The 24,647-nt window shown below is 71.3% G+C and carries 19 protein-coding genes; 16 read left to right on the top strand and 3 right to left on the bottom strand.

Annotated elements, in window-relative coordinates; all coding sequences use genetic code 11:
* Positions 1–503: 503 nt before the first annotated feature.
* Positions 504–1,400: a C40 family peptidase gene (locus OYE22_RS13410; RefSeq protein WP_277320620.1), complete on the bottom strand. Its 897-nt coding sequence runs from the start codon at positions 1,398–1,400 to the stop codon at positions 504–506.
* 709 nt (positions 1,401–2,109) lie between these two features.
* Between OYE22_RS13410 and OYE22_RS13405 the strand changes: the two genes are divergently transcribed.
* The 14 genes from OYE22_RS13405 to nuoN all read left to right on the top strand — a co-directional run bounded on the left by OYE22_RS13405 (position 2,110) and on the right by nuoN (position 18,678).
* Positions 2,110–2,469, top strand: a complete 360-nt coding sequence (locus tag OYE22_RS13405; RefSeq protein WP_176163433.1) for an NADH-quinone oxidoreductase subunit A — start codon at positions 2,110–2,112, stop codon at positions 2,467–2,469.
* Between the two features lie 25 nt (positions 2,470–2,494).
* Positions 2,495–3,049, top strand: coding sequence for an NADH-quinone oxidoreductase subunit B (locus OYE22_RS13400; protein ID WP_176163434.1), 555 nt, complete (start codon positions 2,495–2,497; stop codon positions 3,047–3,049).
* A complete protein-coding gene (locus OYE22_RS13395) occupies positions 3,046–3,813 on the top strand; it encodes an NADH-quinone oxidoreductase subunit C (protein WP_277320619.1) in 768 nt (255 codons plus the stop codon). The genes OYE22_RS13400 and OYE22_RS13395 overlap by 4 nt, the downstream gene beginning before the upstream one ends.
* The gene (locus tag OYE22_RS13390) at positions 3,813–5,183 is read left to right on the top strand and encodes an NADH-quinone oxidoreductase subunit D (RefSeq protein ID WP_277320618.1); all 1,371 of its coding nucleotides are present in this window, start codon (positions 3,813–3,815) and stop codon (positions 5,181–5,183) included. Before OYE22_RS13395 ends, OYE22_RS13390 begins: the two co-directional genes overlap by 1 nt.
* 26 nt (positions 5,184–5,209) lie before the next feature.
* Positions 5,210–6,046 carry an NADH-quinone oxidoreductase subunit NuoE gene (gene nuoE, locus OYE22_RS13385; RefSeq protein ID WP_277324119.1) on the top strand — a complete coding sequence of 279 codons (837 nt, stop codon included), beginning with the start codon at positions 5,210–5,212 and terminating at the stop codon, positions 6,044–6,046.
* On the top strand, positions 6,046–7,437 hold the full coding sequence (gene nuoF / locus OYE22_RS13380) for an NADH-quinone oxidoreductase subunit NuoF (RefSeq protein WP_277320617.1): 1,392 nt from the start codon (positions 6,046–6,048) through the stop codon (positions 7,435–7,437). The genes nuoE and nuoF overlap by 1 nt, the downstream gene beginning before the upstream one ends.
* Positions 7,434–9,974, top strand: a complete 2,541-nt coding sequence (locus OYE22_RS13375; RefSeq protein ID WP_277320616.1) for an NADH-quinone oxidoreductase subunit G — start codon at positions 7,434–7,436, stop codon at positions 9,972–9,974. The genes nuoF and OYE22_RS13375 overlap by 4 nt, the downstream gene beginning before the upstream one ends.
* Positions 9,971–11,362 carry an NADH-quinone oxidoreductase subunit NuoH gene (nuoH, locus tag OYE22_RS13370; protein WP_277320615.1) on the top strand — a complete coding sequence of 464 codons (1,392 nt, stop codon included), beginning with the start codon at positions 9,971–9,973 and terminating at the stop codon, positions 11,360–11,362. The genes OYE22_RS13375 and nuoH overlap by 4 nt, the downstream gene beginning before the upstream one ends.
* Positions 11,363–11,564: 202 nt before the next feature.
* Positions 11,565–12,230: an NADH-quinone oxidoreductase subunit NuoI gene (gene nuoI, locus OYE22_RS13365; protein ID WP_277320614.1), complete on the top strand. Its 666-nt coding sequence runs from the start codon at positions 11,565–11,567 to the stop codon at positions 12,228–12,230.
* Positions 12,227–13,129, top strand: coding sequence for an NADH-quinone oxidoreductase subunit J (locus tag OYE22_RS13360; protein WP_277320613.1), 903 nt, complete (start codon positions 12,227–12,229; stop codon positions 13,127–13,129). The genes nuoI and OYE22_RS13360 overlap by 4 nt, the downstream gene beginning before the upstream one ends.
* Entirely contained in the window at positions 13,126–13,425 is a 300-nt protein-coding gene (nuoK, locus tag OYE22_RS13355) for an NADH-quinone oxidoreductase subunit NuoK (protein WP_187064171.1), read from the top strand. The genes OYE22_RS13360 and nuoK overlap by 4 nt, the downstream gene beginning before the upstream one ends.
* Positions 13,426–13,437: 12 nt before the next feature.
* Entirely contained in the window at positions 13,438–15,384 is a 1,947-nt protein-coding gene (gene nuoL / locus OYE22_RS13350) for an NADH-quinone oxidoreductase subunit L (RefSeq protein ID WP_277320612.1), read from the top strand.
* A 1-nt stretch (position 15,385) separates the two neighbouring features.
* Positions 15,386–17,020, top strand: coding sequence for an NADH-quinone oxidoreductase subunit M (locus OYE22_RS13345; protein ID WP_277320611.1), 1,635 nt, complete (start codon positions 15,386–15,388; stop codon positions 17,018–17,020).
* 41 nt (positions 17,021–17,061) lie between these two features.
* Positions 17,062–18,678: an NADH-quinone oxidoreductase subunit NuoN gene (nuoN, locus tag OYE22_RS13340; protein WP_277324118.1), complete on the top strand. Its 1,617-nt coding sequence runs from the start codon at positions 17,062–17,064 to the stop codon at positions 18,676–18,678.
* A 243-nt stretch (positions 18,679–18,921) separates the two neighbouring features.
* On the opposite strand, the gene OYE22_RS13335 is transcribed toward nuoN, so the two are convergent.
* Both OYE22_RS13335 and fahA read right to left on the bottom strand, forming a co-directional pair.
* Positions 18,922–19,443, bottom strand: coding sequence for a hypothetical protein (locus tag OYE22_RS13335; RefSeq protein WP_277320610.1), 522 nt, complete (start codon positions 19,441–19,443; stop codon positions 18,922–18,924).
* Positions 19,444–19,733: 290 nt separating this feature from the next.
* Positions 19,734–20,957: a fumarylacetoacetase gene (gene fahA, locus OYE22_RS13330; RefSeq protein WP_277320609.1), complete on the bottom strand. Its 1,224-nt coding sequence runs from the start codon at positions 20,955–20,957 to the stop codon at positions 19,734–19,736.
* A gap of 806 nt (positions 20,958–21,763) precedes the next feature.
* On the opposite strand from fahA, the gene OYE22_RS13325 reads away from it, so the two are divergent.
* Positions 21,764–22,774, top strand: coding sequence for a polyprenyl synthetase family protein (locus tag OYE22_RS13325; RefSeq protein ID WP_277320608.1), 1,011 nt, complete (start codon positions 21,764–21,766; stop codon positions 22,772–22,774).
* A gap of 356 nt (positions 22,775–23,130) precedes the next feature.
* Positions 23,131–24,375, top strand: a complete 1,245-nt coding sequence (locus tag OYE22_RS13320) for a sigma-E factor regulatory protein RseB domain-containing protein (RefSeq protein WP_277320607.1) — start codon at positions 23,131–23,133, stop codon at positions 24,373–24,375.
* Positions 24,376–24,647: the final 272 nt, after the last annotated feature.

The following is a 24,647-nucleotide window of genomic DNA, read 5'->3' as shown; positions in this document are numbered from 1 at the left end:
CGCCAGCCGGCAGGCGTCCGCCGGTCAACCCCCGCCCTCAGCAGCACCCTTCGGCCATGCGGGGGCAGCACGACCGCTCCGCGAGCGCCAACGGCACGCGTCCGCGCGCCCAGCTACCCCGGAAACGCCGAAGGGCCGCCGCTCCCTCCAAGAGGAAGCGGCGGCCCTTCGTGCGGTTTGTACGCGTAGGCGCAGCCTCGCATCGGCTCCGTGCGGTTCACGCGGCCCGCGAAGCGGCTCCGTACGGCTCAGGCAGCACACGCGTCACACGCGTAACGCGTACCGCCCCAACCGCCCCCGCGGCGCTCACGCGCCCATGCAGGGGCCGCCCAGGGGCCGTACGGCGACCCTCGGGGCCCGCCCACGGTCGGTCCGGCCGGGCGAACCCGACGTCAGGCGAGCCCGCCGGCCAGCCGAACGCGACGTCAGACGAGCCCACCAGCCAGCCGAACCCACCGGCCAGTCGAACCCGACGCGAGGCGAACCCCGCGCAGGCGCGGCCGTCAGAGCACCCGCACCGCGCCCGTCGGCATGTCGTAGCTCATGCTGCGCTGGACCACGCCGGTGCCGGAGTTCTGGGCGCCGACGAACTGGCCGTCGCCGATGTAGACGGCGACGTGGTACGCGCTGCCCGCGCTGCCCCAGTACAGAATGTCGCCGGGCTGCAGGTTGCTCAGGGAGACCTGGGTGCCGAAGGTGGACTGGTCCTGCGAGACGCGCGGCAGGGTGACGCCGACCTGGCGGAAGGCGACGCTGGTCAGGCCGGAGCAGTCGTACGAGGACGGGCCCATGGCGCCGGAGACGTACGCCTTGCCGACCTGCGCCTTGACGAAGTTGACCACCGTGGCGGCGTTGCCGCCGCCGGTCGAGGTGGAGGGCGCCTCGGTCTGCGGGGTGGAGGAGGCGTCGGACGACGAGGCGTCGGAGCCGTTGCCACTGGTGGAGCCGGTGTTGGTGGTGCTCGCGGTGCTGAGCGTGGTGCGCTCGGCGGTGCGGGAGGCGCGCTGCTCGCGGGCCTTCTCCGCGGCGGCGGCGCGCTTGGCGGCGGCGCGCTCGGCGCGCTCCTTCGCCTCCTTGGCCTTGCGCTCGGCCTCGGTCTTGGCCTTCTTGGCCTCCGACTTGGCCTTGCCGGCCGCCTGCTCCTGCTGGTCCTGGAGCTGGTAGCTGAAGGCCGCCTGCTCGGTGGCGTCGGCGGACTGCACCGTGTTCAGCGCCAGGTCGGCGGTGAGCGTGGGCAGCTCCTGCGTCGTCTCCGCGGTGGGCTCGGCGGCGGAGGCCGACACAGCGGTTCCGGCCACCGTGAGCGTGAGGATGCCACCGGTTACCCCTGCGCGAAGTGCTCGCGACGAGGCGGAGCGGCGGGGCTTCCGGTGGCTGGGTATGTGAGCGGTCTGGGACATGAGAACACTGGCTATCAGGATGCACAGGTTGCTCACAACAAACGTGGCGCTCGCCACAATTGGCGTGTACGCGCCCAGATTTCGGCCAAGTTGATCTTGGTGAGGGCCGGTCGGCCCCTGTCCGATTTTCGCGATCATGGGCCTACGCATGGCTTTTGCGGGTCAACTGGCGCGTCGAACGCGCCTATCACCATCGAGTGGTCCGCGCCAAGGGTTGCCGCGAAATCGAGATCTCGTGCGGGCGGTGATGTGGCACACGTCACGGCCGAGGGCCTCGTGAACGGAGGCGCGAGCCGACGATCTCCGTCGCGGTGTCGTGGATCGCGCGGGCCGCGTCGGCGCCTCGACTCCTATATCAAGCCGCGCCGCCTGTGGCGAATTTGCGTGCATGGGCCATCCCTTGATAGGGCGAGGCCCGTTTGACCAGCGGTAACACCCTTGATTGTCACCTTTGGTGATCACTCGGCCGCTTCCCGTGGAGAGATCACCGCTCATCCGACTTCATGATCGTTCGTCAGGTGGTGGAGATCACAAACTCGGTCCGGTACCCCGTGTCGCAGATCACAAGGTGGCAGGCATAGGATGCAGGCGAATCGGGCTTGTGAACTGCCTCACATGTCCGCGATCTATGAGGCAGTGAGCGGGCTCAGCAGCCCTCCCCCACCGGGGGAGCCCAGCAGTCATCGTCGACTGAGAGGAGCGAGGAGCGGTGAACGCCTATGCGCCCATCCTCGTACTAGGAGCCCTCGGGGCAGGCTTTGCGATCTTCTCCGTGGTGGCGGCCACGATCATCGGCCCCAAGCGCTACAACCGGGCGAAGCTCGAAGCCTACGAGTGCGGTATCGAGCCGACCCCGCAGCCGGCCGGTGGCGGGCGTTTCCCGATCAAGTACTACCTGACGGCGATGCTCTTCATCGTCTTCGACATCGAGATCGTCTTCCTTTATCCCTGGGCCGTCACCTTCGACGCGCTCGGCCTGTTCGGGCTCGTGGAGATGCTCCTCTTCGTGCTCACCGTCTTCGTCGCGTACGCCTACGTCTGGCGTCGCGGCGGCCTGGAATGGGACTAACGGAAGCGGGAGGAGCCACAACGCCATGGGTATCGAAGAGAAGCTGCCGAGCGGGTTCCTGCTCACGACCGTCGAGAGCGCCGCGGGCTGGGTCCGTAAGTCGTCGGTCTTCCCGGCCACCTTCGGCCTCGCCTGCTGTGCCATCGAGATGATGACCACCGGCGCCGGCCGCTACGACCTCGCCCGCTTCGGCATGGAGGTCTTCCGCGGCTCGCCCCGGCAGGCCGACCTCATGATCGTCGCCGGCCGGGTCAGCCAGAAGATGGCGCCCGTGCTCCGGCAGGTCTACGACCAGATGCCGAACCCCAAGTGGGTCATCTCCATGGGCGTGTGCGCCTCGTCCGGCGGGATGTTCAACAACTACGCCATCGTGCAGGGCGTCGACCACATCGTGCCGGTCGACATCTACCTGCCCGGCTGTCCGCCCCGGCCCGAGATGCTGCTCGACGCCATCCTCAAGCTCCACCAGAAGATCCAGGGCGGCAAGCTCGGCGTCAACCGCGAGCAGGCCGCGCGCGAGGCGGAGGAAGCGGCGCTCGGCGCCCTGCCCCTGATCGAGATGAAGGGGCTGCTGCGATGAGCGACCACAAGGAGCCGGTCGGCGCCAACCCCGACCAGGACGTGAACGCCAACAACCTGCCGGGCCAGCGCGGCGACGCCGGCGAGGTGATCGGCACCCGGCGCGGCATGTTCGGCGCCAACAACGGCGGCGACACCACGGGCTACGGCGGCCTGGTGCGCACGGTGCGGCTGCCCGGCGCGTCGAACCGCCCGTACGGCGGGCCGGACGGCGCGGCCGGGTACGGCGTCTTCGACGAGATCGCCGACGAGTTGGAGGGCGCGCTCGACGAGCAGGGGCTGCTGCCGGAGAACGCCATCGAGAAGACCGTCGTGGACCGCCGGGAACTCACCTTCCACATCGCCCGCGAGCACCTGCCGCGCGTCGCCCGCACCCTGCGCGACGACCCGGCGCTCCGCTTCGAGCTGTGTACGGGCGTGAGCGGGGTGCACTTCCCCGGCGACAAGGGCCGCGAGCTGCACGCCGTCTACCACCTGCGCTCGATCACCCACAACCGGCTGATCCGCCTCGAGGTGAGCGCCCCCGACGCCGACCCGCACGTGCCCTCGATCGTGGACGTCTACCCGACCAACGACTGGCACGAGCGCGAGGTCTACGACTTCTTCGGCCTCATCTTCGACGGCCACCCCGCCCTCACGCGGATCATGATGCCCGACGACTGGCAGGGCTTTCCGCAGCGCAAGGACTACCCGCTCGGTGGCATCCCCGTCGAGTACAAGGGCGCCCAGATCCCGGCTCCCGACCAGCGGAGGTCGTACAGCTAATGAGCACCTCGCACGCGCACCCCACGTCAGGGCCGGCCCCCGAGGCGGCCGAGCCGCCGTCGTCACAGCCCAGGGAGACCACCGAGGGCACCGTCTACACGGTCACCGGAGGCGACTGGGACGAGGTCGCCGCCGCCGCGGCCCGCAGCGACGACGAGCGGATCATCGTCAACATGGGCCCGCAGCACCCCTCCACGCACGGCGTGCTGCGGCTGATCCTGGAGATCGACGGCGAGACGGTCACCGAGGCCCGCTGCGGCATCGGCTACCTGCACACCGGCATCGAGAAGAACCTCGAATACCGCACGTGGACGCAGGGCACCACGTTCGTGACCCGCATGGATTACCTCACCTCCTTCTACAACGAGGCGGCGTACTGCCTCGCGGTGGAGAAGCTGCTCGGCATCGAGGACCACATCCCCGACCGGGCCTCGGTGATCCGGGTCCTGCTGATGGAGCTGAACCGACTCTCCTCGCACCTGGTGTGCATCGCCACCGGCGGCATGGAGCTGGGCGCCACCACGGTGATGGTCTACGGCTTCCGGGACCGCGAGATGATCCTGGACGCGTACGAGCTGATCACCGGGTTGCGCATGAACCACGCGTTCATCCGCCCCGGCGGCCTCGCCCAGGACCTGCCGCCGGGCGCCGTGGAGCAACTGCGCGAGCTGCTCAAGAAGCTGCGCAAGAACCTCCCGGAGTACGACAAGCTCGCCACCGGCAACCCCGTCTTCAAGGGCCGCACGGTGGGCATCGGCTACCTCGACCTGGCCGGCTGCATGGCGCTCGGCGTCACCGGGCCGGTGCTGCGCTCGGCCGGGCTGCCGCACGACCTGCGCAAGACGCAGCCGTACTGCGGGTACGAGAACTACGAGTTCGACGTCCCGACCGTGGACACCTGCGACGCCTACGGCCGCTTCCTGATCCGGGTCGAGGAGATGCACCAGTCGCTGCGCATCGTCGAACAGTGCCTGGACCGGCTCGAACCGGGCCCGGTCATGGTCGGCGACAAGAAGATCGCCTGGCCCGCCCAGCTCGCCCTCGGACCCGACGGGCTCGGCAACTCGCTCGACCACATCAAGAAGATCATGGGCACCTCGATGGAGGCCCTGATCCACCACTTCAAGCTGGTCACCGAGGGCTTCCGGGTCCCGCCGGGGCAGGCGTACGCGGCCGTCGAGTCGCCCAAGGGCGAACTGGGCGTGCACGCCGTCAGCGACGGCGGCACCCGCCCCTACCGGGTCCACTTCAGGGACCCCTCCTTCACCAACCTCCAGGCCATGGCGGCGATGTGCGAGGGCGGCCAGGTCGCCGACGTCATCGTCGCCGTGGCGTCCCTCGACCCCGTGATGGGAGGCGTCGACCGGTGAGCGCCACACACGACGTAGCCCTTGGCATGCCCCAGCTCCCGGCCCCCGACTACCCGGCCGAGGTGCGGGCCCGGCTGGAGGCCGACGCCCGGGAGGTGATCGCCCGCTACCCCGACAGCCGCTCCGCGCTGCTGCCGCTGCTGCACCTGGTGCAGTCCGAGGAGGGCCACGTCTCCCGTACCGGCGTCCGGTTCTGCGCCGAGGTGTTGGAGCTGACCACCGCCGAGGTGACCGCGGTCGCCACCTTCTACACCATGTACCGCCGCAAGCCGAGCGGCGACTACCAGGTGGGCGTGTGCACCAACACGCTGTGCGCGGTGATGGGCGGCGACGCGATCTTCGAGGCGCTCCAGCAGCACCTGGGCGTCGGCAACAACGAGACCACCGACGACGGCAAGGTCACCCTCGAACACATCGAGTGCAACGCGGCCTGCGACTTCGCCCCCGTCGTCATGGTCAACTGGGAGTTCTTCGACGGCCAGACCGTCGAGAGCGCGAAGGCGCTGGTGGACGACCTGCGCGCCGGCCGGGCCGTGCGGCCCACCCGGGGCGCGCCGCTGTGCACGTACAAGGAGACCGCCCGCATCCTGGCCGGCTTCCCCGACGAGCGGCCCGGCGCGGTCGCCGCCAGCGGCGGTGCGGGCCCGGCCTCGCTGGTCGGCCTCAAGCTCGCCAAGGGCGAGGCGGCCCCGGGTCGGATCGTCGCCCCGCGCGGCGAGAGCGAGCCGAGCGAGCCCCCGGCCCCGCCGGGCCCGGGCCAGCAGCCGCCCGAGACCCACCCCAGCTCGCACGACGCGCCGCAGTCCACCGCGGCCTCCGACCCCAGCCATCCTGCCGGCCCCGCAGCCGAGGAGGGGGAGTGATGACCGTGTCCACCGAGGAAACCGGGGGCACCGCCCAGCAACACGCCGGGGGCGGCACCAGCCCGGAGAAGCTGCTCGCGCCGGTCCTCTCCGCGTTCTGGGACCAGCCCGAGTCCTGGACGCTGGAGACCTACCGGCGCCACGAGGGGTACGAGGGGCTGCGCAAGGCGCTGGCCATGCCGCCCGACGACGTGATCGCCTACGTCAAGGAGTCGGGGCTGCGCGGTCGCGGCGGCGCCGGCTTCCCGACCGGCATGAAGTGGCAGTTCATCCCGCAGGGCGACGGCAAGCCGCACTACCTCGTCGTCAACGCCGACGAGTCCGAGCCCGGCACCTGCAAGGACATCCCCCTCCTCTTCGCCAACCCGCACTCGCTCATCGAAGGCATGATCATCGCCTGTCATGCCATCCGCTCCCAGCACGCCTTCATCTACCTGCGCGGCGAGGTCGTCCCCGTGCTGCGGCGGCTGCACGAGGCCGTGCGCGAGGCGTACGAAGCCGGCTACCTCGGCCGCGACATCCTCGGCAGCGGACTCGACCTCGACATCACCGTGCACGCCGGCGCCGGCGCGTACATCTGTGGCGAGGAGACCGCGCTGCTCGACTCCCTCGAAGGGCGCCGCGGCCAACCCCGGCTGCGCCCACCCTTCCCGGCCGTCGCGGGCCTGTACGCGTGCCCCACCGTGGTGAACAACGTGGAGTCCATCGCCTCTGTTCCCGCCATCATGAACAAGGGCAAGGAGTGGTTCAGGTCGATGGGCAGCGAGAAGTCGCCCGGCTTCACGCTGTACTCGCTCTCCGGCCACGTCGCCCGCCCCGGCCAGTACGAGGCGCCGCTCGGCATCACGCTGCGCCAACTCCTCGACATGAGCGGCGGCATCCGCCCCGGCCACCGGCTGAAGTTCTGGACCCCGGGCGGCTCGTCCACGCCGCTGCTCACCGACGAACACCTCGACGTCCCGCTGGACTACGAGGGCGTCGGCGCCGCCGGCTCGATGCTCGGCACCAAGGCGCTCCAGTGCTTCGACGAGACCACCTGCGTGGTGCGCGCCGTCACCCGCTGGACCGAGTTCTACGCCCATGAGTCCTGCGGCAAGTGCACCCCCTGCCGCGAGGGCACGTACTGGCTCGTGCAGTTGCTGCGCGACATCGAGGCCGGCAAGGGCCGCGCCGAGGACCTCGACAAGCTCCAGGACATCGCCGACAACATCAACGGCAAGTCCTTCTGCGCGCTCGGCGACGGCGCGGCCAGCCCCATCTTCTCCTCGCTCAAGTACTTCCGCGAGGAGTACGAGCAGCACCTCGGCGGCCGCGGCTGCCCCTTCGACCCGGCCAGGTCCACGGCCTGGGCCGACGACCCCACAGACGCCCACCTGGAGGTGAACGCGTGACCGTCACGACCACCGGAGCCAGTGGTTCCGCCGCGGGCCCCTCCTCCGGCGGCGATGCGGCGGTGCCGCCGGAGGACCTGGTCTCCCTCACCATCGACGGCATCGAGATCAGCGTGCCCAAGGGCACCCTGGTCATCCGGGCCGCCGAACTGCTCGGCATCGAGATCCCGCGCTTCTGCGACCACCCGCTCCTGGACCCGGCCGGCGCCTGCCGGCAGTGCATCGTGGAGGTGGAGGGCCAGCGCAAGCCGATGGCCTCGTGCACCATCACCTGCACCGACGGCATGGTCGTCAAGTCGCAGCTCAGCTCGCCGGTCGCGGAGAAGGCGCAGCGCGGCGTGATGGAACTGCTGCTGATCAACCACCCGTTGGACTGCCCGGTCTGCGACAAGGGCGGCGAGTGCCCGCTGCAGAACCAGGCCATGTCCACCGGCGACCCGGAGAGCCGGTTCGAGGGCCAGAAGCGCACCTTCGCCAAGCCGGTGCCCATCTCCACGCAGGTGCTGCTCGACCGCGAACGCTGCGTGCTCTGCGCCCGCTGCACCCGCTTCTCCAACCAGATCGCCGGCGACCCGATGATCGAACTCCTGGAGCGCGGCGCGCTCCAGCAGGTCGGCACCGGTGAGGACGACCCGTTCCAGTCGTACTTCTCCGGCAACACCATCCAGATCTGCCCGGTGGGCGCGCTGACCTCGGCGGCCTACCGGTTCCGCTCCCGCCCCTTCGACCTGGTCTCCTCGCCGAGCGTGTGCGAGCACTGCGCCGGCGGCTGCGCGACCCGCACCGACCACCGGCGCGGCAAGGTCATGCGGCGACTCGCCGCCAACGACCCCGAGGTCAACGAGGAGTGGATCTGCGACAAGGGCCGGTTCGCCTTCCGGTACGCGCAGCGGCCCGAGCGGCTGACCACGCCGCTGGTACGCAACGCCGGCGGCGAACTGGAGCCGGCGAGCTGGCCCGAGGCGCTGGCCGCCGCGGCCCGCGGCCTGGAGGGCGCGCGCGGCCGGACCGGGGTGCTGACCGGCGGCCGGCTGACCGTCGAGGACGCGTACGCCTACGCCAAGTTCGCGCGGGTGGCCCTGGAAACCAACGACATCGACTTCCGCGCCCGGGCGCACAGCACCGAGGAGGCCGACTTCCTCGCCGGGTACGTCGCCGGTCGCGGGCGCGACCTGGACGGGCGGGGGCTGACCAACGCCACGCTTGAGGCGGCCCCGGCCGTGCTGCTCGTCGGGTTCGAGGCGGAGGAGGAGGCGCCCGGCGTCTTCCTGCGGCTGCGCAAGGCCCACCGCAAGCACGGCCAGCGCACCTTCGGCCTCGCCCCGTACGCGACCCGTGGCCTGACCAAGGCGGGCGGCACGCTGCTGCCCGCGGCGCCCGGCACCGAGCCGGAGTGGCTGGACGCGCTGGCCGGCGGCGTCGGCCTGGACGAACTGGGCCAGCGCGCGGCCGACGCGCTGCGCGCCGAGGGGGCGGCGATCGTCCTCGGGGAGCGGCTGGCGGCCGTGCCCGGCGCGCTGACCGCCGCCGTCCGGCTGGCCTCGGCCACCGGCGCCAGCCTGACGTGGATTCCGCGCCGGGCCGGCGAGCGCGGCGCGATCGAGGCGGGCGCGCTGCCCGGGCTGCTGCCCGGCGGGCGCCCGGCCACCAGCCCGAGCGCCCGCGAGGAGATCGCCGAGCTGTGGCGGGTGCGCGAACTGCCGCCCCGGCACGGCCGCGACACCGGACAGATCATCGAGGCCGCCGCGGGCGGCGAACTCGGCGCGCTGCTCGTCGGCGGCGTCGAGGTGGCCGACCTGCCCGACCCGGCCCGCGCCGTCCAGGCGCTGGAGGCGGTGCCGTTCCTGGTCAGCCTGGAGCAGCGGCCGTCCGAGGTCACCGACCGCGCCGACGTGGTGCTGCCGGTCTCGGCCGTGGTCGAGAAGTCGGGCACCTTCCTCAACTGGGAGGGCCGGGCCCGCCCGTTCGAGGCCGCGGTCAAGCCCGACCAGATGGCCCGCCGCCACGTACAGCCCGACGGCCGGGTGCTGCACATGCTGGCCGACCACATGGACACCCCGATCGCCCTGCCCGACGTGCGCGCCGCGCGGCGCGAGCTGGACCGGCTCGGCGGCTGGGAGGCGGCGCCGGTCACGGCGCTGCCGACGCCGACCGGACAGGGCGGCACCCCGCTGCCGCGCCCGGCGGCGGGGCAGGCGGTGCTCGCCGGCCACCGACTGCTGCTCGACCAGGGCCGGCTCCAGGAGGGCGACGAGGCGCTGGCCGGCACCCGGCACGCCCCGCTGGCCCGCCTGTCGGCCGCGACGGCCGCCGAGGCCGGCGTACGGGACGGTCAGTTGCTCCAGGTGCGCGGCCCGGCCGGCACGGTGACGCTGCCGCTGGCGGTCACGGAGATGCCCGACCGGGTGGTGTGGCTGCCGCTGAACTCGACCGGCGGCGGTGCCCAGCGTGACCTGGGCGCCCGCACCGGCGAGTTGGTCACGATCGGGGTGCCCGCCCAGGCCGCCCCGCGGCTCGCTACGGAGGTGACGGGATGACCGGCATCGTCGCTGGCGCCCAGAGCGACCTGCACCACTTCGCGGCGGAGGACCTGTCCGCGTTCGGGCACGACCCGTGGTGGCTGGTGGTCGTCAAGGCCGTCTTCTGCTTCGCGTTCCTGATGGTGACGGTGCTGATCTCCATCGTCATGGAGCGCAAGGTCGTCGCCTGGATGCAGCTCCGCATCGGCCCCAACCGGCACGGCCCCTGGGGCATGCTGCAGTCCCTCGCGGACGGCGTGAAGCTGATGCTCAAGGAAGACGTGATCGTCAAGCGGGCGGACAAGGCGGTGTACCTGCTCGCGCCGATCGTCGCCGCGATCCCCGCGTTCATGGCCGTCGCCGTCATCCCGTTCGGCCCGGCGGGCAACGAGATCTCCATCTTCGGCGAGCGCACCACGATGCAGCTCACCGACCTGCCGATCGCGGTCCTCTACATCCTGGCCACGGCGTCGGTCGGCATCTACGGCATCGTGCTGGCGGGCTGGTCCTCCGGCTCGACGTACCCGCTGCTCGGGGGCCTGCGCTCGTGCGCGCAGATGATCAGCTACGAGATCGCGATGGGCCTGGCGTTCGCCGCGGTCTTCCTGCACTCCGGCTCGATGTCCACCTCGGCCATCGTCGAGGGGCAGCACGACCGTTGGTACGCGATCCTGCTGCCGGTCTCCTTCATCATCTACCTGGTCGCGATGGTCGGCGAGACCAACCGCGCCCCGTTCGACATGCCGGAGTCCGAGGGCGACCTGGTCGGCGGCTTCAACACCGAGTACTCGTCGATCAAGTTCGCGATGTTCATGCTCGCCGAGTACATCAACATGGTCACCGTCTCGGCCGTGGCGGTCACCCTCTTCCTCGGCGGCTGGCGGGCCCCGTACCCGATCAGCACCTTCTGGGAGGGCGCGAACCACGGCTGGTGGCCGATGCTCTGGTTCGTCGGCAAGCTGCTGACCCTGCTGTTCGCCTTCGTCTGGCTGCGCGCCACGCTGCCGCGGGTGCGCTACGACCAGTTCATGAAGCTGGGCTGGAAGGTGCTCATCCCGGTCTCCATGGTCTGGCTGATGCTGGTCGCCACGGTGCGGGCGCTGCGCAACGAGGACTACGAGTTCCAGGACATCGTGCTCTACGTCGGTGGCGCCGTCCTGGCGCTGCTGCTCCTCTCGTTCGTCTGGGACATGTACCGCGACCGCGCGGACCAGCGGGCCGCGTCCGAGGCCGAAGCGGCGCCGGAACCGGCCTTCGACCCGATGGCGGGCGGCTTCCCCGTGCCACCCCTGCCGGGACAGACCCCGCCGCCCGTGCCCCGACGACGCCCGCGCCACGAGCGCGAGCTGATTGTCAGTGGTCGGGGCGACACTGTCAGTGACGGAAAGGAGACGGGCGGTGTCTGACGTCCAGGCTCGTGCCTTCCGGGGGGCGACCCCCGTACCCCCGGCAGTGAAGGGAGCCGACCGTGTCTGACTTCCAGGCTGGTGTCTCCCGGGGGGCGACCCCCGTACCCCCGGCAGTGAAGGGAGCCGACCGTGTCTGACTTCCAGGCTGGTGTCTCCCGGGGGGCGACCCCCGTACCCCCGGCAGTGAAGGAGGCCGACCGTGTCTGACTTCCAGAATCCGGTCGCCGGGTTCGGCGTGACCTTCAAGGCCATGTTCAAGAAGCGGCTGACCGAGCAGTACCCCGAGCAGAAGAAGCCCACGGCGCCCCGGTTCCACGGTCGCCACCAGCTCAACCGGCATCCGGACGGGCTGGAGAAGTGCATCGGCTGCGAGCTGTGCGCCTGGGCCTGCCCGGCCGACGCGATCTACGTGGAGGGCGCGGACAACACCGAGGAGGAGCGCTACTCCCCGGGCGAGCGGTACGGCCGCGTCTACCAGATCAACTACCTGCGCTGCATCCTGTGCGGCCTGTGCGTCGAGGCGTGCCCGACCCGGGCGCTGACCATGACGAACGAGTACGAACTGGCCGACAGCTCCCGCGAGTCGCTCATCTACACCAAGGAGGAGCTGCTCGCCGGGTTGCAGGAGGGCATGGTCGACTCGCCGCACTCGATCTTCCCCGGCACGGACGAACAGGACTACTACCGCGGCCTGGTCACTGAGGCCGCCCCGGGCACCGTCCGGCAGGTCGCGGTGAGCAAGGGCGAGCGGCCGCCGGGCGCGGAGCCGGCCGACGGCGCCGATGACGGCCCGGTCAGCGCGCCCGAGGCCGCCGCCGCGGCGCGCAGCGGGACCAGCGCGCAGGGCAAGGGGGTCACGACGTGAGCACACTGGCCGCCGCGGCCTCCACCACCTCGACCGGCGAGGCCGTGCAGTTCTGGGTGCTGGGCACCGTCGCCGTGATCGGCGCGCTGGCCACCATCCTGATGAGGAAGGCGGTGCACTCCGCCCTCGCACTCGCCGGCACCATGATCATCCTGGCGGTGTTCTACCTCGCCAACGGCGCGTACTTCCTGGGCGTCGTGCAGATCGTCGTCTACACCGGCGCGATCATGATGCTCTTCCTGTTCGTCGTGATGCTGGTCGGCGTCACCGCGGCCGACTCCCTCACGGAGACGATCAAGGGGCAGCGCTGGCTGGCCGCCGGCTGCGGCCTCGGCTTCGGCATCCTCCTGATCGCCGGCATCGGGAACGCCTCGCTCAAGAACTCGGAGGGCCTGGCCAAGGCGAACGCCGGCGGCAACGTCGAGGGCCTGGCGGAGCTGATCTTCACCAAGTACGTCTTCGCTTTCGAGATCACCGGCGCGCTGCTGATCACCGCCGCCGTCGGCGCGATGGTCCTCACCCACCGGGAGCGCACCGAGCGCGCCAAGACCCAGCAGGAGCGGTCGCTGCTCCGCATCCGCGAGGGCAAGCAGATCACGCCGCTGCCCGCGCCCGGCGTCTACGCCCGGCACAACGCGGTGGACATCCCCGGCCTGCTGCCCGACGGCTCGATCTCCGAGAAGACCGTCAACGCGACGCTGCGCGGCCGAGGCCAGATCCGGGACGTCTCCGGGACGTCGCTGGCCGAACTCGCCGCCCTCGAACAGCGCTCCGAGGAGTGGCTGGAGCGCGGCGGCGACGCCGAGGGCGGGCCGACCGGCCAGCGCGCCCCGTCCGCCCGTAACGGAACCCGTCCCGGGGCCGCGGGCGAGGCCCGGGCCGAGGAGGAGGTCAAGTGAACCCGATCAACTACCTCTACCTGGCCGCCCTGCTGTTCACCATCGGCGCGGCGGGGGTGTTGCTCCGGCGGAACGCGATCGTCGTGTTCATGTGCATCGAACTGATGCTGAACGCCTGCAACCTGGCGTTCGTCAGCTTCTCCCGGATGCACGGCAACCTCGACGGACAGATCATGGCGTTCTTCACGATGGTCGTCGCCGCGGCCGAGGTCGTGATCGGCCTCGCGATCATCGTGATGATCTTCCGCTCCCGCCACTCGGCCTCGGTCGACGACGCCAGCCTGATGAAGCTGTAAGGGGTAGCGACAGTGGAAAACCTCATCGGATGGCTCGTCGCGGCGCCGCTGCTGGGCGCGGCCGTGCTGCTGTGCGGCGGCAAGCGGCTCGACCGGCTCGGGCACTGGCTCGGCACGCTGCTCGCGGCGGCCTCGTTCGTGATCGGCGTGCTGCTCTTCGTCGACATGCTGGGCGAGGACGAGCACCACCGGGCCATGCACCAGCACCTGTTCAGCTGGATTCCGGTCAGCGGCTTCCAGGCGGACGTCGCGTTCCAGCTCGACCAGTTGTCGATGACCTTCGTCCTGCTGATCACGGGCGTGGGCACGCTGATCCACATCTACTCGGTCGGCTACATGGAGCACGACGACCGGCGCCGGCGCTTCTTCGGTTACCTCAACCTGTTCCTCGCGGCCATGCTGCTGCTGGTCATCGCCGACAACTACCTGTTGCTGTACGTCGGTTGGGAGGGCGTTGGCCTCGCCTCGTACCTGCTGATCGGCTTCTGGCAGCACAAGCCGAGCGCGGCGACGGCGGCCAAGAAGGCGTTCCTGGTCAACCGGGTCGGCGACGTCGGCCTGTCCATCGCGATCATGCTGATGTTCACCACCTTCGGCACCTTCACCTTCGGGCCCGTCCTGGAGGCGACCGGGGAGACCGGCGAGGGCAAGCTCACCGCGATCGGGCTGATGCTGCTGCTCGCCGCGTGCGGCAAGTCGGCGCAGGTGCCGCTCCAGTCCTGGCTGGGCGACGCGATGGAGGGCCCGACCCCGGTCTCGGCCCTGATCCACGCCGCGACGATGGTCACCGCCGGCGTCTACCTCATCACCCGCTCCGGCGCGATCTTCAACGCGGCGCCCGACGCGCAGACCGCCGTGGTCACGGTCGGCGCGGTCACGCTGATCTTCGGTGCGATCGTCGGTTGCGCCAAGGACGACATCAAGAAGGCGCTGGCCGGCTCGACCATGTCGCAGATCGGGTACATGATCCTGGCCGCCGGGCTCGGCCCGATCGGCTACGTGTTCGCGATCATGCACCTGGTCACGCACGGCTTCTTCAAGGCCGGCCTCTTCCTCGGCGCGGGTTCCGTGATGCACGGGATGAACGACGAGGTGGACATGCGCAAGTACGGCGGCCTGCGCAAGTACATGCCGATCACCTTCATCACCTTCGGCCTCGGCTATCTGGCGATCATCGGCTTCCCCGGCCTGTCCGGCTTCTTCTCCAAGGACAAGATCATCGAGGCGGCGTTCGCCAAGGGCGGCACCGAGGGCTGGATCCTCGGCGGTACGGCGCTGCTCGGCGCGGCCATCACCGCGTACTACATGACCCGCGTGATGCTGCTGACCTTCTTCGGCGAGGAGCGCTGGCGCAAGGCGGCGACCCGTTCACCCGAGGCGCCCAGCGCCGAGCCCGCCGCCGAGACCCGCGGGGAGCACGCCGAGCCGCACCCGCACGAGTCGCCGAAGTCGATGACGATCCCCATGATCGTGCTGGCCTTCGGTTCGGTCTTCGCGGGCGGCCTGTTCAGCGTCGGCGACCGGTTCGTGCACTGGCTGGAGCCGGTCACCGGACACGACCACGGCGACTCGCCGCTGAGCGCGACCACCGTCACGCTGTCCACCGTCGCGGTGCTGGTCGTCGGCGTCGCGCTGGCCTGGGCGCAGTACGGGCGCAAGCCGGTCCCGGTCGTCGCCCCGCGCGGCTCGCTGCTCACCCGTGCGGCCCGCCGCGACCTGCTCCAGGACGACTTCAACCACGTCGTCCTGGTCCGTGGCGGGGAGCACCTGACCCGCAGCCTGGTCTACGTCGACCACAAGCTGGTGGACGGCGTCGTGGGCGGCACCGCGGCCTCCGTCGGCGGACTCTCCGGGCGGCTGCGGCGACTGCAGAACGGCTACGCGCGCAGTTACGCGGTCTCGATGTTCGGCGGTACGGCGGTCCTGATCGCCGCGACCCTGCTGATGAGGGCGGTCTGACATGTCATTTCCCCTGTTGACGGCCACGGCCGTGGCGCCCGCCGTCGGCGCCGTCGCCGTCGCGGCCGTCCCGGCCGCACAGCGCACCGTCGCCAAGTGGGTGGCCCTGCTGTTCTCGCTGGCCACGCTGGTGCTGGCCGCGGCGGCGCTGGTCCGCTTCGACCCCGACAGCGAGGACCCGTACCAACTCACCGAGTCGCACGCCTGGATCGCGGACTTCGGCGTGCGGTACGAGCTGGGCGTGGACGGCATCGGGGTGGTGCTGGTCGGGCTGACCGCGCTGCTCGTCCCGTTCGTGGTGCTCGCCGGGTGGCACGACGCCGACCCGCCGGCGGGTGCCCCCGAGGCCGCGGCGCAGTCCGTCACGCACGGCCGGTGGCGCCCCACCCAGGGCTTCTTCGCGCTGATCCTGATGGTCGAGGCGATGGTGATCCTCTCCTTCGAGGCCACCGACGTCTTCCTCTTCTACGTCTTCTTCGAAGCCATGTTGATCCCGATGTACTTCCTCATCGGCGGCTTCGGGGACCGGGCGGGCCAGCGGAGCGAGCGGGAGACCGCGACCCAGCGCAGCTACGCGGCGGTGAAGTTCCTGCTCTACAACCTGGCCGGCGGGCTGATCATGCTGGCCGCCGTCATCGGGTTGTACGCGGTGACCGCCGACGACCTGGGCAGCGGCACCTTCTCGCTGCAACAGATCGCGGAGGCCCGGGCCAGCGGCGAGCTGTCCATCTCGACCAACACCGAACGGCTGCTGTTCCTCGGCTTCTTCTTCGCGTTCGCGGTGAAGGCGCCGCTGTGGCCGCTGCACACCTGGCTGCCGAACGCGATGGGGGAGTCCACCGCGCCGGTCGCCGTGCTGATCACCGCCGTGGTCGACAAGGTCGGCACCTTCGCCATGCTCCGCTACTGCCTGCACCTCTTCCCGGAGGCCAGCAAGTGGGCCACCCCGGTGATCCTGGTGCTCGCCGTGATCAGCATCCTCTACGGGGCGCTGCTCGCGGTCGGCCAGCGCGACATCAAGCGCCTGGTGGCGTACGCGTCGATCTCCCACTTCGGCTTCATCATCCTGGGCATCTTCGCGATGACCAGCCAGGGCCAGAGCGGCGCGACGCTGTACATGGTCAACCACGGCATCTCCACCGCCGCCCTCATGCTCGTCGCCGGGTTCCTGATCAGCCGGCGCGGCTCGCGGCTCATCGCCGACTACGGCGGTGTGCAGAAGGTGGCTCCGGTGCTCGCGGGCACCTTCCTGATCGGCGGGCTCGCGACGCTGTCGCTGCCTGGCCTGGCCCCGTTCATCAGCGAGTTCCTGGTGCTGGTCGGCACGTTCAGCCGGTATCCGGCCATCGGGATCATCGCCACCGTCGGCATCGTGCTCGCCGCGCTGTACGTGCTGGTGCTCTACCAGCGCACGATGACCGGGCCGGTGAAGGCGGGCGTGGAGAACATGCCCGACCTCAGGGTGCGCGAGCTGGCCGTGGTGGTCCCGCTGATCGCCCTCCTGGTCTTCCTCGGCGTCTACCCCAAGCCGGTCACCGAGATGATCGACCCGGCCGTCGACCACACGCTGTCCGTGGTCGACAAGCAGGACCCCAAGCCTGACGTGCCCGTACGAGATGTGGAGGCCGCGAAGTGAGCGCCGTGGCAGATCCCGTAACGGTCCACAGCCTGTGGACCATGGCGGCCGAGTCGCCTGACAAGTTCAAGGCGCCCGACATCGAGTACGGCCAGCTCGCGCCCACGCTGATCGTCATCGGAGCCGCCATCGTGGGCGTGCTCATCGAGGCGCTGCTGCCCCGCAAGGCGCGGTACGGGGCCCAGTTGTTCACCAGCGTGCTCGGCATCGCCGCTGCCTTCGCGGCCGTGATCGGCCTGGCCGTCGGCGACTACGGCACGAGCAAGGCCCGGATCGCGGCGGAGGGCGCCATCGCGGTGGACGGCCCCGCGCTCTTCCTGCAGGGCACCATCCTGCTGGTCTCGCTCGTCGCGGTCTTCACCTTCGCCGAACGCCGACTCGATCCGGTGGCGCACGGCAACCGGGTGGACTCCTTCGCCGCCCAGGCCGCCGCCGTGCCCGGCGGGGACGCCGAGAAGGAGGCCACCAAGGCCGGCTTCACCACCACCGAGGTCTTCCCGCTGCTGCTGTTCGCGGTCGGCGGCATGCTGGTCTTCCCGTCGGCGAACGACCTGTTGACGCTCTTCATCGCGCTTGAGGTGTTCTCGCTGCCGCTGTACGTGCTGTGCGCGCTCGCCCGCCGGCAGCGGCTCATGTCGCAGGAGGCGGCGGTCAAGTACTTCCTCCTCGGCGCGTTCTCCTCGGCCTTCCTGCTGTTCGGCATCGCGCTGCTGTACGGCTACGCGGGCTCGGTCACCTACGGCCGGATCGCCGACGTGGTGGACGGCGAGGTCGCGGACATCACCCCGGCCCTGGCCCAGACGATGGGCAACGACGCGCTGCTGCTGATCGGCGGCGCGATGGTGCTGATGGGCCTGCTGTTCAAGATCGGCGCGGTGCCGTTCCACATGTGGACCCCCGACGTGTACCAGGGCGCGCCGACCCCGGTCACCGGCTTCATGGCGGCGGCCACCAAGGTCGCGGCGTTCGGCGCGCTGCTGCGCCTGCTCTACGTGGTGCTGCCGGGGCTGCGTTGGGACTGGCGCCCGGTGATGTGGGGCGTCGCGATCGTCACCATGCTGGCCGGCGCGATCGTCGCGGTCACCCAGACCGACGTGAAGCGGCTGCTCGCGTACTCCTCGATCGCCCACGCGGGCTTCATCCTCGCCGGTGTCATCGCCACCAACGAGGAGGGCGTCTCCTCGGTCCTCTTCTACCTGGGCGCGTACAGCTTCGTGACGCTGGGCGCGTTCGCGGTGGTCACGCTGGTGCGGGACGCGGGCGGCGAGGCCACCCACCTGTCGAAGTGGGCCGGGCTCGGACGGCGTTCCCCGCTGGTGGGCGCGGTCTTCGCGGTCTTCCTGCTGGCGTTCGCCGGCATCCCGCTCACCTCGGGGTTCGCGGGCAAGTTCGCGGTCTTCAAGGCGGCGGCGGAGGGTGGCGCGGGCGCCCTGGTGGTGGTCGGCGTGGTGTCGTCGGCCATCGCGGCGTTCTTCTACATCCGCGTCATCGTGCTGATGTTCTTCAGCGAGCCCCGCGCGGACGGCCCGACGGTCGCCGTGCCGAGCGTGCTGACCTCGTCGGCGATCGCGATCGGCGTCGCGGTGACGCTGGTGCTCGGCGTCGCGCCGCAGTACTTCCTGGAACTGGCGGGCGACGCCGGCGTCTTCGTCCGCTAACCCCGTCCGCCCGCGCCCCGTCGGCACCGCCGGGCGCATGGACTTCGGGCGTACGCCTCGGGCCCGGCCCCCTTCACCATGGAGGGGGCCGGGCCCGAGGCGTGTGCGTGGCCCGCGCGACCGGCTGCCGACCGCTGGTGGCCGAGGGTCGTTGGTGGCCGGCTGCCGGTGCCGGTCGCGGTGGTCGCGGGGTTCGCGGTAGACGCGCTGGACGCGGTGTTCGCGGGACGGGGGAGCGGGGCGTCAGTCGCCGAGGCCGCCGGAGTTCTTGAGATCGTCCAGGTCGCCGCCGAGGTCCGGGATGTCGGGGAGCCCGGACGGGGTCGGGATGGCGTCGCCGGCCTTGGCCGGGAAGAGGACGTCGTCCTCGGAGAGGGCGTCCCAGTCCACGGTCAGGCTGCCGTCGGCGTTCGTGGTGACCTTGCCCATCGTGCGGTCGGTGTTGCCGTCGGGGCACTTGAGCATCAGCGTGTTCTGCTGGTACGTGCCGGTGCAGGTGTGCGGGCCGGCCAGGAAGGCGGTCTTGTCCTTGACCCCGAGGACGATGCGCTGGCCGTTGCCGGTGTTCTTGGACAGGTACGTCCCCTCGACCTTCGCGCTGTTCCCGTCGCCCTCGGCGGGGGCGTCGCTCGGCTTCTGCTCGGCGCCCGAGGGCGTCTGCTTCGCCTTGTCGCCGTCCTCGCCGCCGTCGCTGTCACTGCCGCACCCCGTGACGAGCAGGGCGGCGAGGGCCGACGCACCAGCGATCATGGCTGCCTTGCGCACGCGCTTCTCCATCCGTTCCGGCCGGCCCGTCGCCCGGATCGGCCGCTGTTTTGGTCAGGAGCCTGACAACGTAGCAGCCCGTACGGCCCCTGGGGACGCCGGACTCACCGCGAGCGGAGCGCCGGCGTCCGCGGTGCCGGAGCCCGCCGAACGCCGCCGTGACAGGGCGTCCCGGCGCGCGCGGGGCCGCCCGCCGCGAGGCGCCCGCGACCCCTGCGCCACGGGGCCCGCGCGGGCCCGTACGCACCCGCGCGGGCGCACCGACGCCGCGTCGCTCGGGGCCGGTACGACTACCGGCCGGTGATCTTGCCGGTGACCTCGCCGAGGCCCACGCGTACGCCGTCCGGACCCGGCGCCCACGCCGTGATCGTCACCTCGTCGCCGTCCTCCAGGAAGGTGCGCTTGCCGGTGGGCAGCTCCACCGGGTCGCGGCCGGACCAGGTCAGTTCGAGCAGGCAGCCGCGCTCCTCGGGGCGGGGGCCGCTGATGGTGCCGGAGGCGAACAGGTCACCGGTGCGCAGGCTGGCGCCGTTGACCGTCATGTGCGCGAGTTGCTGCGCCGCCGTCCAGTACATGGCGGAGAACGGCGGCCGCGAGACCACGTGCCCGTTGATGGCGACCTCAAGCCGGATGTCGAAGCCGCCCGGTTCGGCGGCGGCCGAGTCGTCCAGGTAGGGCAGCAGCGGAACGTCCCGTCGCGGCGGCGCCGTACGCGCGTGGGCGAGCGCGTCCAGCGGCGTGACCCAGGCGGAGACGGAGGTGGCGAAGGACTTGCCGAGGAACGGGCCGAGCGGCACGTACTCCCACGCCTGGATGTCGCGCGCCGACCAGTCGTTGAGCAGCGTGACGCCGAAGACGTGGTCGGCGAAGGCGTCCAGCGGCACCGGCTCGCCCAGCGTGGACGGGGTGCCCACGACGAAGCCCAACTCGGCCTCGATATCCAGGCGCTGCGAGGGCCCGAAGGTCGGCGCGGCGTCGGCGGGCGCCTTGCGCTGGCCGGCGGGCCGGGCCACCGGAGTGCCACTGACGACGACGGTGCCCGCGCGGCCGTGGTAACCGATCGGCAGGTGCTTCCAGTTGGGCGTGAGCGCGTCGCCGTTCGGGCGGAAGATCTGGCCGACGTTGCTGGCGTGGTGCTCGCTGGCGTAGAAGTCGACGTAGTCGGCCACGTCGAAGGGCAAGTGGAGGGCGACGTCGGCCAGCGGGATCAGCAGCGGCTCGACGGTGGCGCGCCGCGCGGGGTCGGTGAGCGCGTCGACCAACTCCGCGCGCACGGCGGTCCATATGGCGCGGCCGGCGGCGAGCAGCGGGTTGAGGGTGCCGGCGGAGAGCACGGCGGCGTGGGCGGAACCGGTGGCCTCGGCCAGCGCGTGCACGTCCAGCACGTACGCGCCGTACCGCACGCCGACGCGCCGCCGCTGCGGCTCGTCCGAGGTGGTGAAGACGCCGTACGGCAGGTTGTGCGGACCGAAGGGGTCACCCTCGGCCAGGTCGAGCGGGCTGTGCTGGGGCATGGGTACTGCCTCGCCTTCTCCTCGTCTGCAAGCTGGCAGGCCACAGACTACGTCCGGAAGGGCGGGTTGAGGGGGGCCGGACGGTGGTTGTGGATAACTCAGCGTGTCCGAATATCGGACGCCGTGTGGCTCATAGCGGTACTGAACTCCCGATTTCCGGAGCGCCGGTCCCGGAATGCGGAGCCCGGGTGCGGGTCTTCGGGGACTGAGGTGACTGGGGCGGCACCGGTCGCTGAGGGCACCCGCCGCGTGCCCGCGCCGCTTCGGAGCGGGCGTGGCCTCGGTGTCCCTCGGTCCGGTGATGTGTCCGGTGACGCGGGGGAGGAGCGGGGTACTCGGACCGGCGCTCAGGAGTGCGGGTGGTGCCGGGGGTGTGCGGGGTGAGCGGAGCGTGCGGGACGTATGGGGTGTGCGGGACGTACGGGCGCGGTGGGTCGCGCCCGGCGAGCTGCGGCCGAGGGACGGGTGGGCTGTGGGGCTGGCGCGCAGGTCGCTGGGGGCCGGTGCGGAGGTCGCTCGCGGGCCCGTCAGGAGGCGGGGTCGCCCGCGGTGGCGGGGGGCGTGGGCCGGGCGTCACCTGCCGGCCACCTGGTCTTGGCGCGGGCGTCCGCGCGTCGACCAGGGCAGACGCGTGCGCGCGCGGTGACCGACGGCGGCGGCGACCCCGAGGAGGCGAGCGCTTCGGGGGGAGGGGCGGCCGGGAAGGCGCTCACGGTGATCGATACCCGACCGGATACGCTTCCTTGTGGTGGAGACAGCGACACATCGACATTCCACGCGATCGTAGGCAGACAGGAGTACCTCTCGTGACCGTCGTCGGGCCCCTTGGGCTGACCGTGCGGGACCAGACTCTGGAAGCCGACGCCCTAGCCGGGTTGGCGGCCGTCGAGGAGGGCCTGCTGGAGGCCACCAAGAGCGACGTCCCGTTCATCACCGAGGCGGCCCAGCACCTGGTACGCGCCGGCGGCAAGCGTTTCAGGCCGCTCCTGGTACTGCTGGCCGCGCAGTTCGGGGACCCGCACGCGCCGGGTGTCGTGCCGTCGGCCGTGGTCGTCGAGCTGACCCACCTGGCGACGCTGTACCACGACGACGTGATGGACGAGGCCGACGTGCGGCGCGGCGTCCCCAGCGCCAACAACCGCTGGGGCAACTCCCTGGCCGTCCTGACCGGCGACTTCCTCTTCGCCCGTGCCTCGCACATACTGGCCGACCTCGGACCGGAGGCGGTCCGCATCCAGGCCGAGGCGTTCGAACGCCTGGTCACCGGCCAGATCCTGGAGACCGCGGGGCCGCGCGACGGCCGCGACCCGGTCGACCACTACCTCGACGTCCTCGCCGGCAAGACCGGCTCGCTGGTCGCCGTCTCGGGCCGGCTCGGCGCGATGATGGCGGGCGCGGACGAGAGCGTCATCAGCGTGCTGACCCAGTACGGGGAGCGCCTCGGCATCGCCTTCCAGCTCGCCGACGACGTACTGGACATCGCGAGCGACTCGCACGAGTCGGGCAAGACCCCCGGTACGGACCTGCGCGAGGGCATCGCCACCCTGCCGGTGCTCCACCTGCGCGCCCAGGCCCAGGCGAGCGGGTCGGCGGCCGACCGCGAGCTGTGCGCGCTGCTTGAGGGCGACCTGACGGACGACGCCCGGCACGCCGAGGTATTGCTCAGGCTGCGCGCCCACCCCGCCCTTGAGCAGGCACGACGCGACACGCTGCGGTACGCGGCGGAGGCGCGCGCCATGCTCGCCCCGCTCCCGACGGGTGCGGCCCGCTCGGCGCTTGAGGGCCTGTGCGACGCGGTGGTCCACCGGGCGGGCTGAGCCTCCGCCCCCGCCCGCCCGTTCTTTCCCAGCGCCTCTTCCTTAGCCGTCTGCCCGCCTTGTGGTCCCGCCGTGCCCTGCACCCCTCGTGCCCGTACTGGCCGACGGATTACGGGCCAGGTGGCGGTCCGAGTTCCCGTGTGGGCCCTGGTCTTGCCCCGAGAACCCTGGTCTTTCGTCTGATGCGTGTCATCCCGCAGGGGTACGGGGAGTTGCTCCTGCGGGGGGACGCCAGGTGGCGGTGCTTTTGATGGGATGGAGAAGCCACCGCACGGCGGATCGGGTGACAATGAAGCCCGAGGGTGGACGAGTGCGACGTTGATGAACCGCCGGGCGACGACGGAGGTAGAGCACACATGGCACGTACCCGATCAACAGAGGCCACGGACGAGTGGGACGAGGAGCGTCCCGCGCGACGGCACAAAGCCGCGCGGTACGCCGTCCCGGTCGCGGTGGCGGGGGTGGCGGCGGCGACGATCGGGCTGGTCCCGGCGCTTGCCAACTCCGGCGGCGACCCCGACCTGCCGAAGATCACGGCAGAGGAACTGATAGCCAAGATCGCCGCGTCGGACACGCAGCAGCTTTCCGGCTCGGTGAAGATCAGCACTGACCTGGGCATCCCCGGCCTCTCGGCCGGCTCGTCGCTGGGCGGGATGGGCGGCGGCCAGCATGGTGGCGAGGACGGCGACGAGGCGTCCGCGGCGCCGCAGTCCAAGCTCCCCGAACTGGCGGCGGGCTCGCACACCCTGCGGATCGCGGCGGACGGCCCCGAGAAGCAGCGCGTCTCGATCATCGAGGACGCCGCCGAGTACAGCCTGATCCACAACGGCGACCAGGTCTGGGCGTACGACAGCGGCAGCAACACGGTCTACCACGCCACCGCTCCCCAGCAGGACCGTTCGCACGGCAAGGGCAAGCAGGAGGAGCGGCTGCCGAAGGACCTGGCCGACGCCACGCCGCAGGAGCTGGCGAAGAAGGTCCTGGCCGGGGCGGACAAGACCACGTCCGTCACGGTGGACGGCACGGCGAAGATCGCCGGTCGTGACGCGTACCAGCTCAAGCTGACCCCGAAGGGCGACACCACGGTCGGTTCCATCCGGATCGCCGTGGACGCGGACAACGGTGTCCCGCTCAAGTTCACCCTCGCCCCGAAGAGTGGCGGCAAGGCCGTCGTCGACGTGGGGTTCACCAAGGTCAGCTTCGGCAAGCCGAAGGCCAGCACCTTCGAGTTCACGCCCCCCAAGGGCGCCAAGGTCACCGAGCAGAAGGACCTCGACCGCAAGGCCGAGAAGCTCGGCCAGCCTGAGGAACTGGGCGCCGACGACCTGTCCGGCCTGAACGTGATCGGTGAGGGCTGGGGCACGGTCGCCAAGCTCAAGCTGCCCGGCGGCCTGCCCACCGGGCAGCCCGGCGAGGGCGACGAGTCCGCCGCGGCCTCGCAGTTCCTCGACAAGCTGGGCGACAAGGTCAAGGGCGACTTCGGCTCGGGCACGGTGTTCAGCACCCGCCTGGTCAACGCCCTCCTGACCGACGACGGCATCGTGTACGTCGGCGCGGTCGGCAAGGACACGCTGATCGACGCCGCCAACGCGGGCAAGTAACCGCCGAAGCGGGCAAGCGGTCGCCGCGATCGCCTGGCCGCCGTGGGCCCGGCCACCGTTGGCCGGGCCCACGGCGGCCCTCGGCGGCCGAGCCCGGCCGCACGGCCGCAAGGTGATCGGCGTCGGCCGTCCGGTGGTGCGTACTCCCAGGGGCACGCACCACCGGACGGCCTTGTCACACCGGCGCCCTGCTGGCCGTGCCCGAGCCTCCGAGCGCCACCGGGGCCCGGGTCGGGGCGGGGGAGCTGGGCGCGTAGGCGTGTGGTGGGCCG

It is taken from the genome of Streptomyces sp. 71268 (assembly GCF_029392895.1).
Taxonomy (GTDB): Bacteria; Actinomycetota; Actinomycetes; order Streptomycetales; family Streptomycetaceae; genus Streptomyces.
This window is presented reverse-complemented; position numbering and strand designations above follow the sequence as displayed.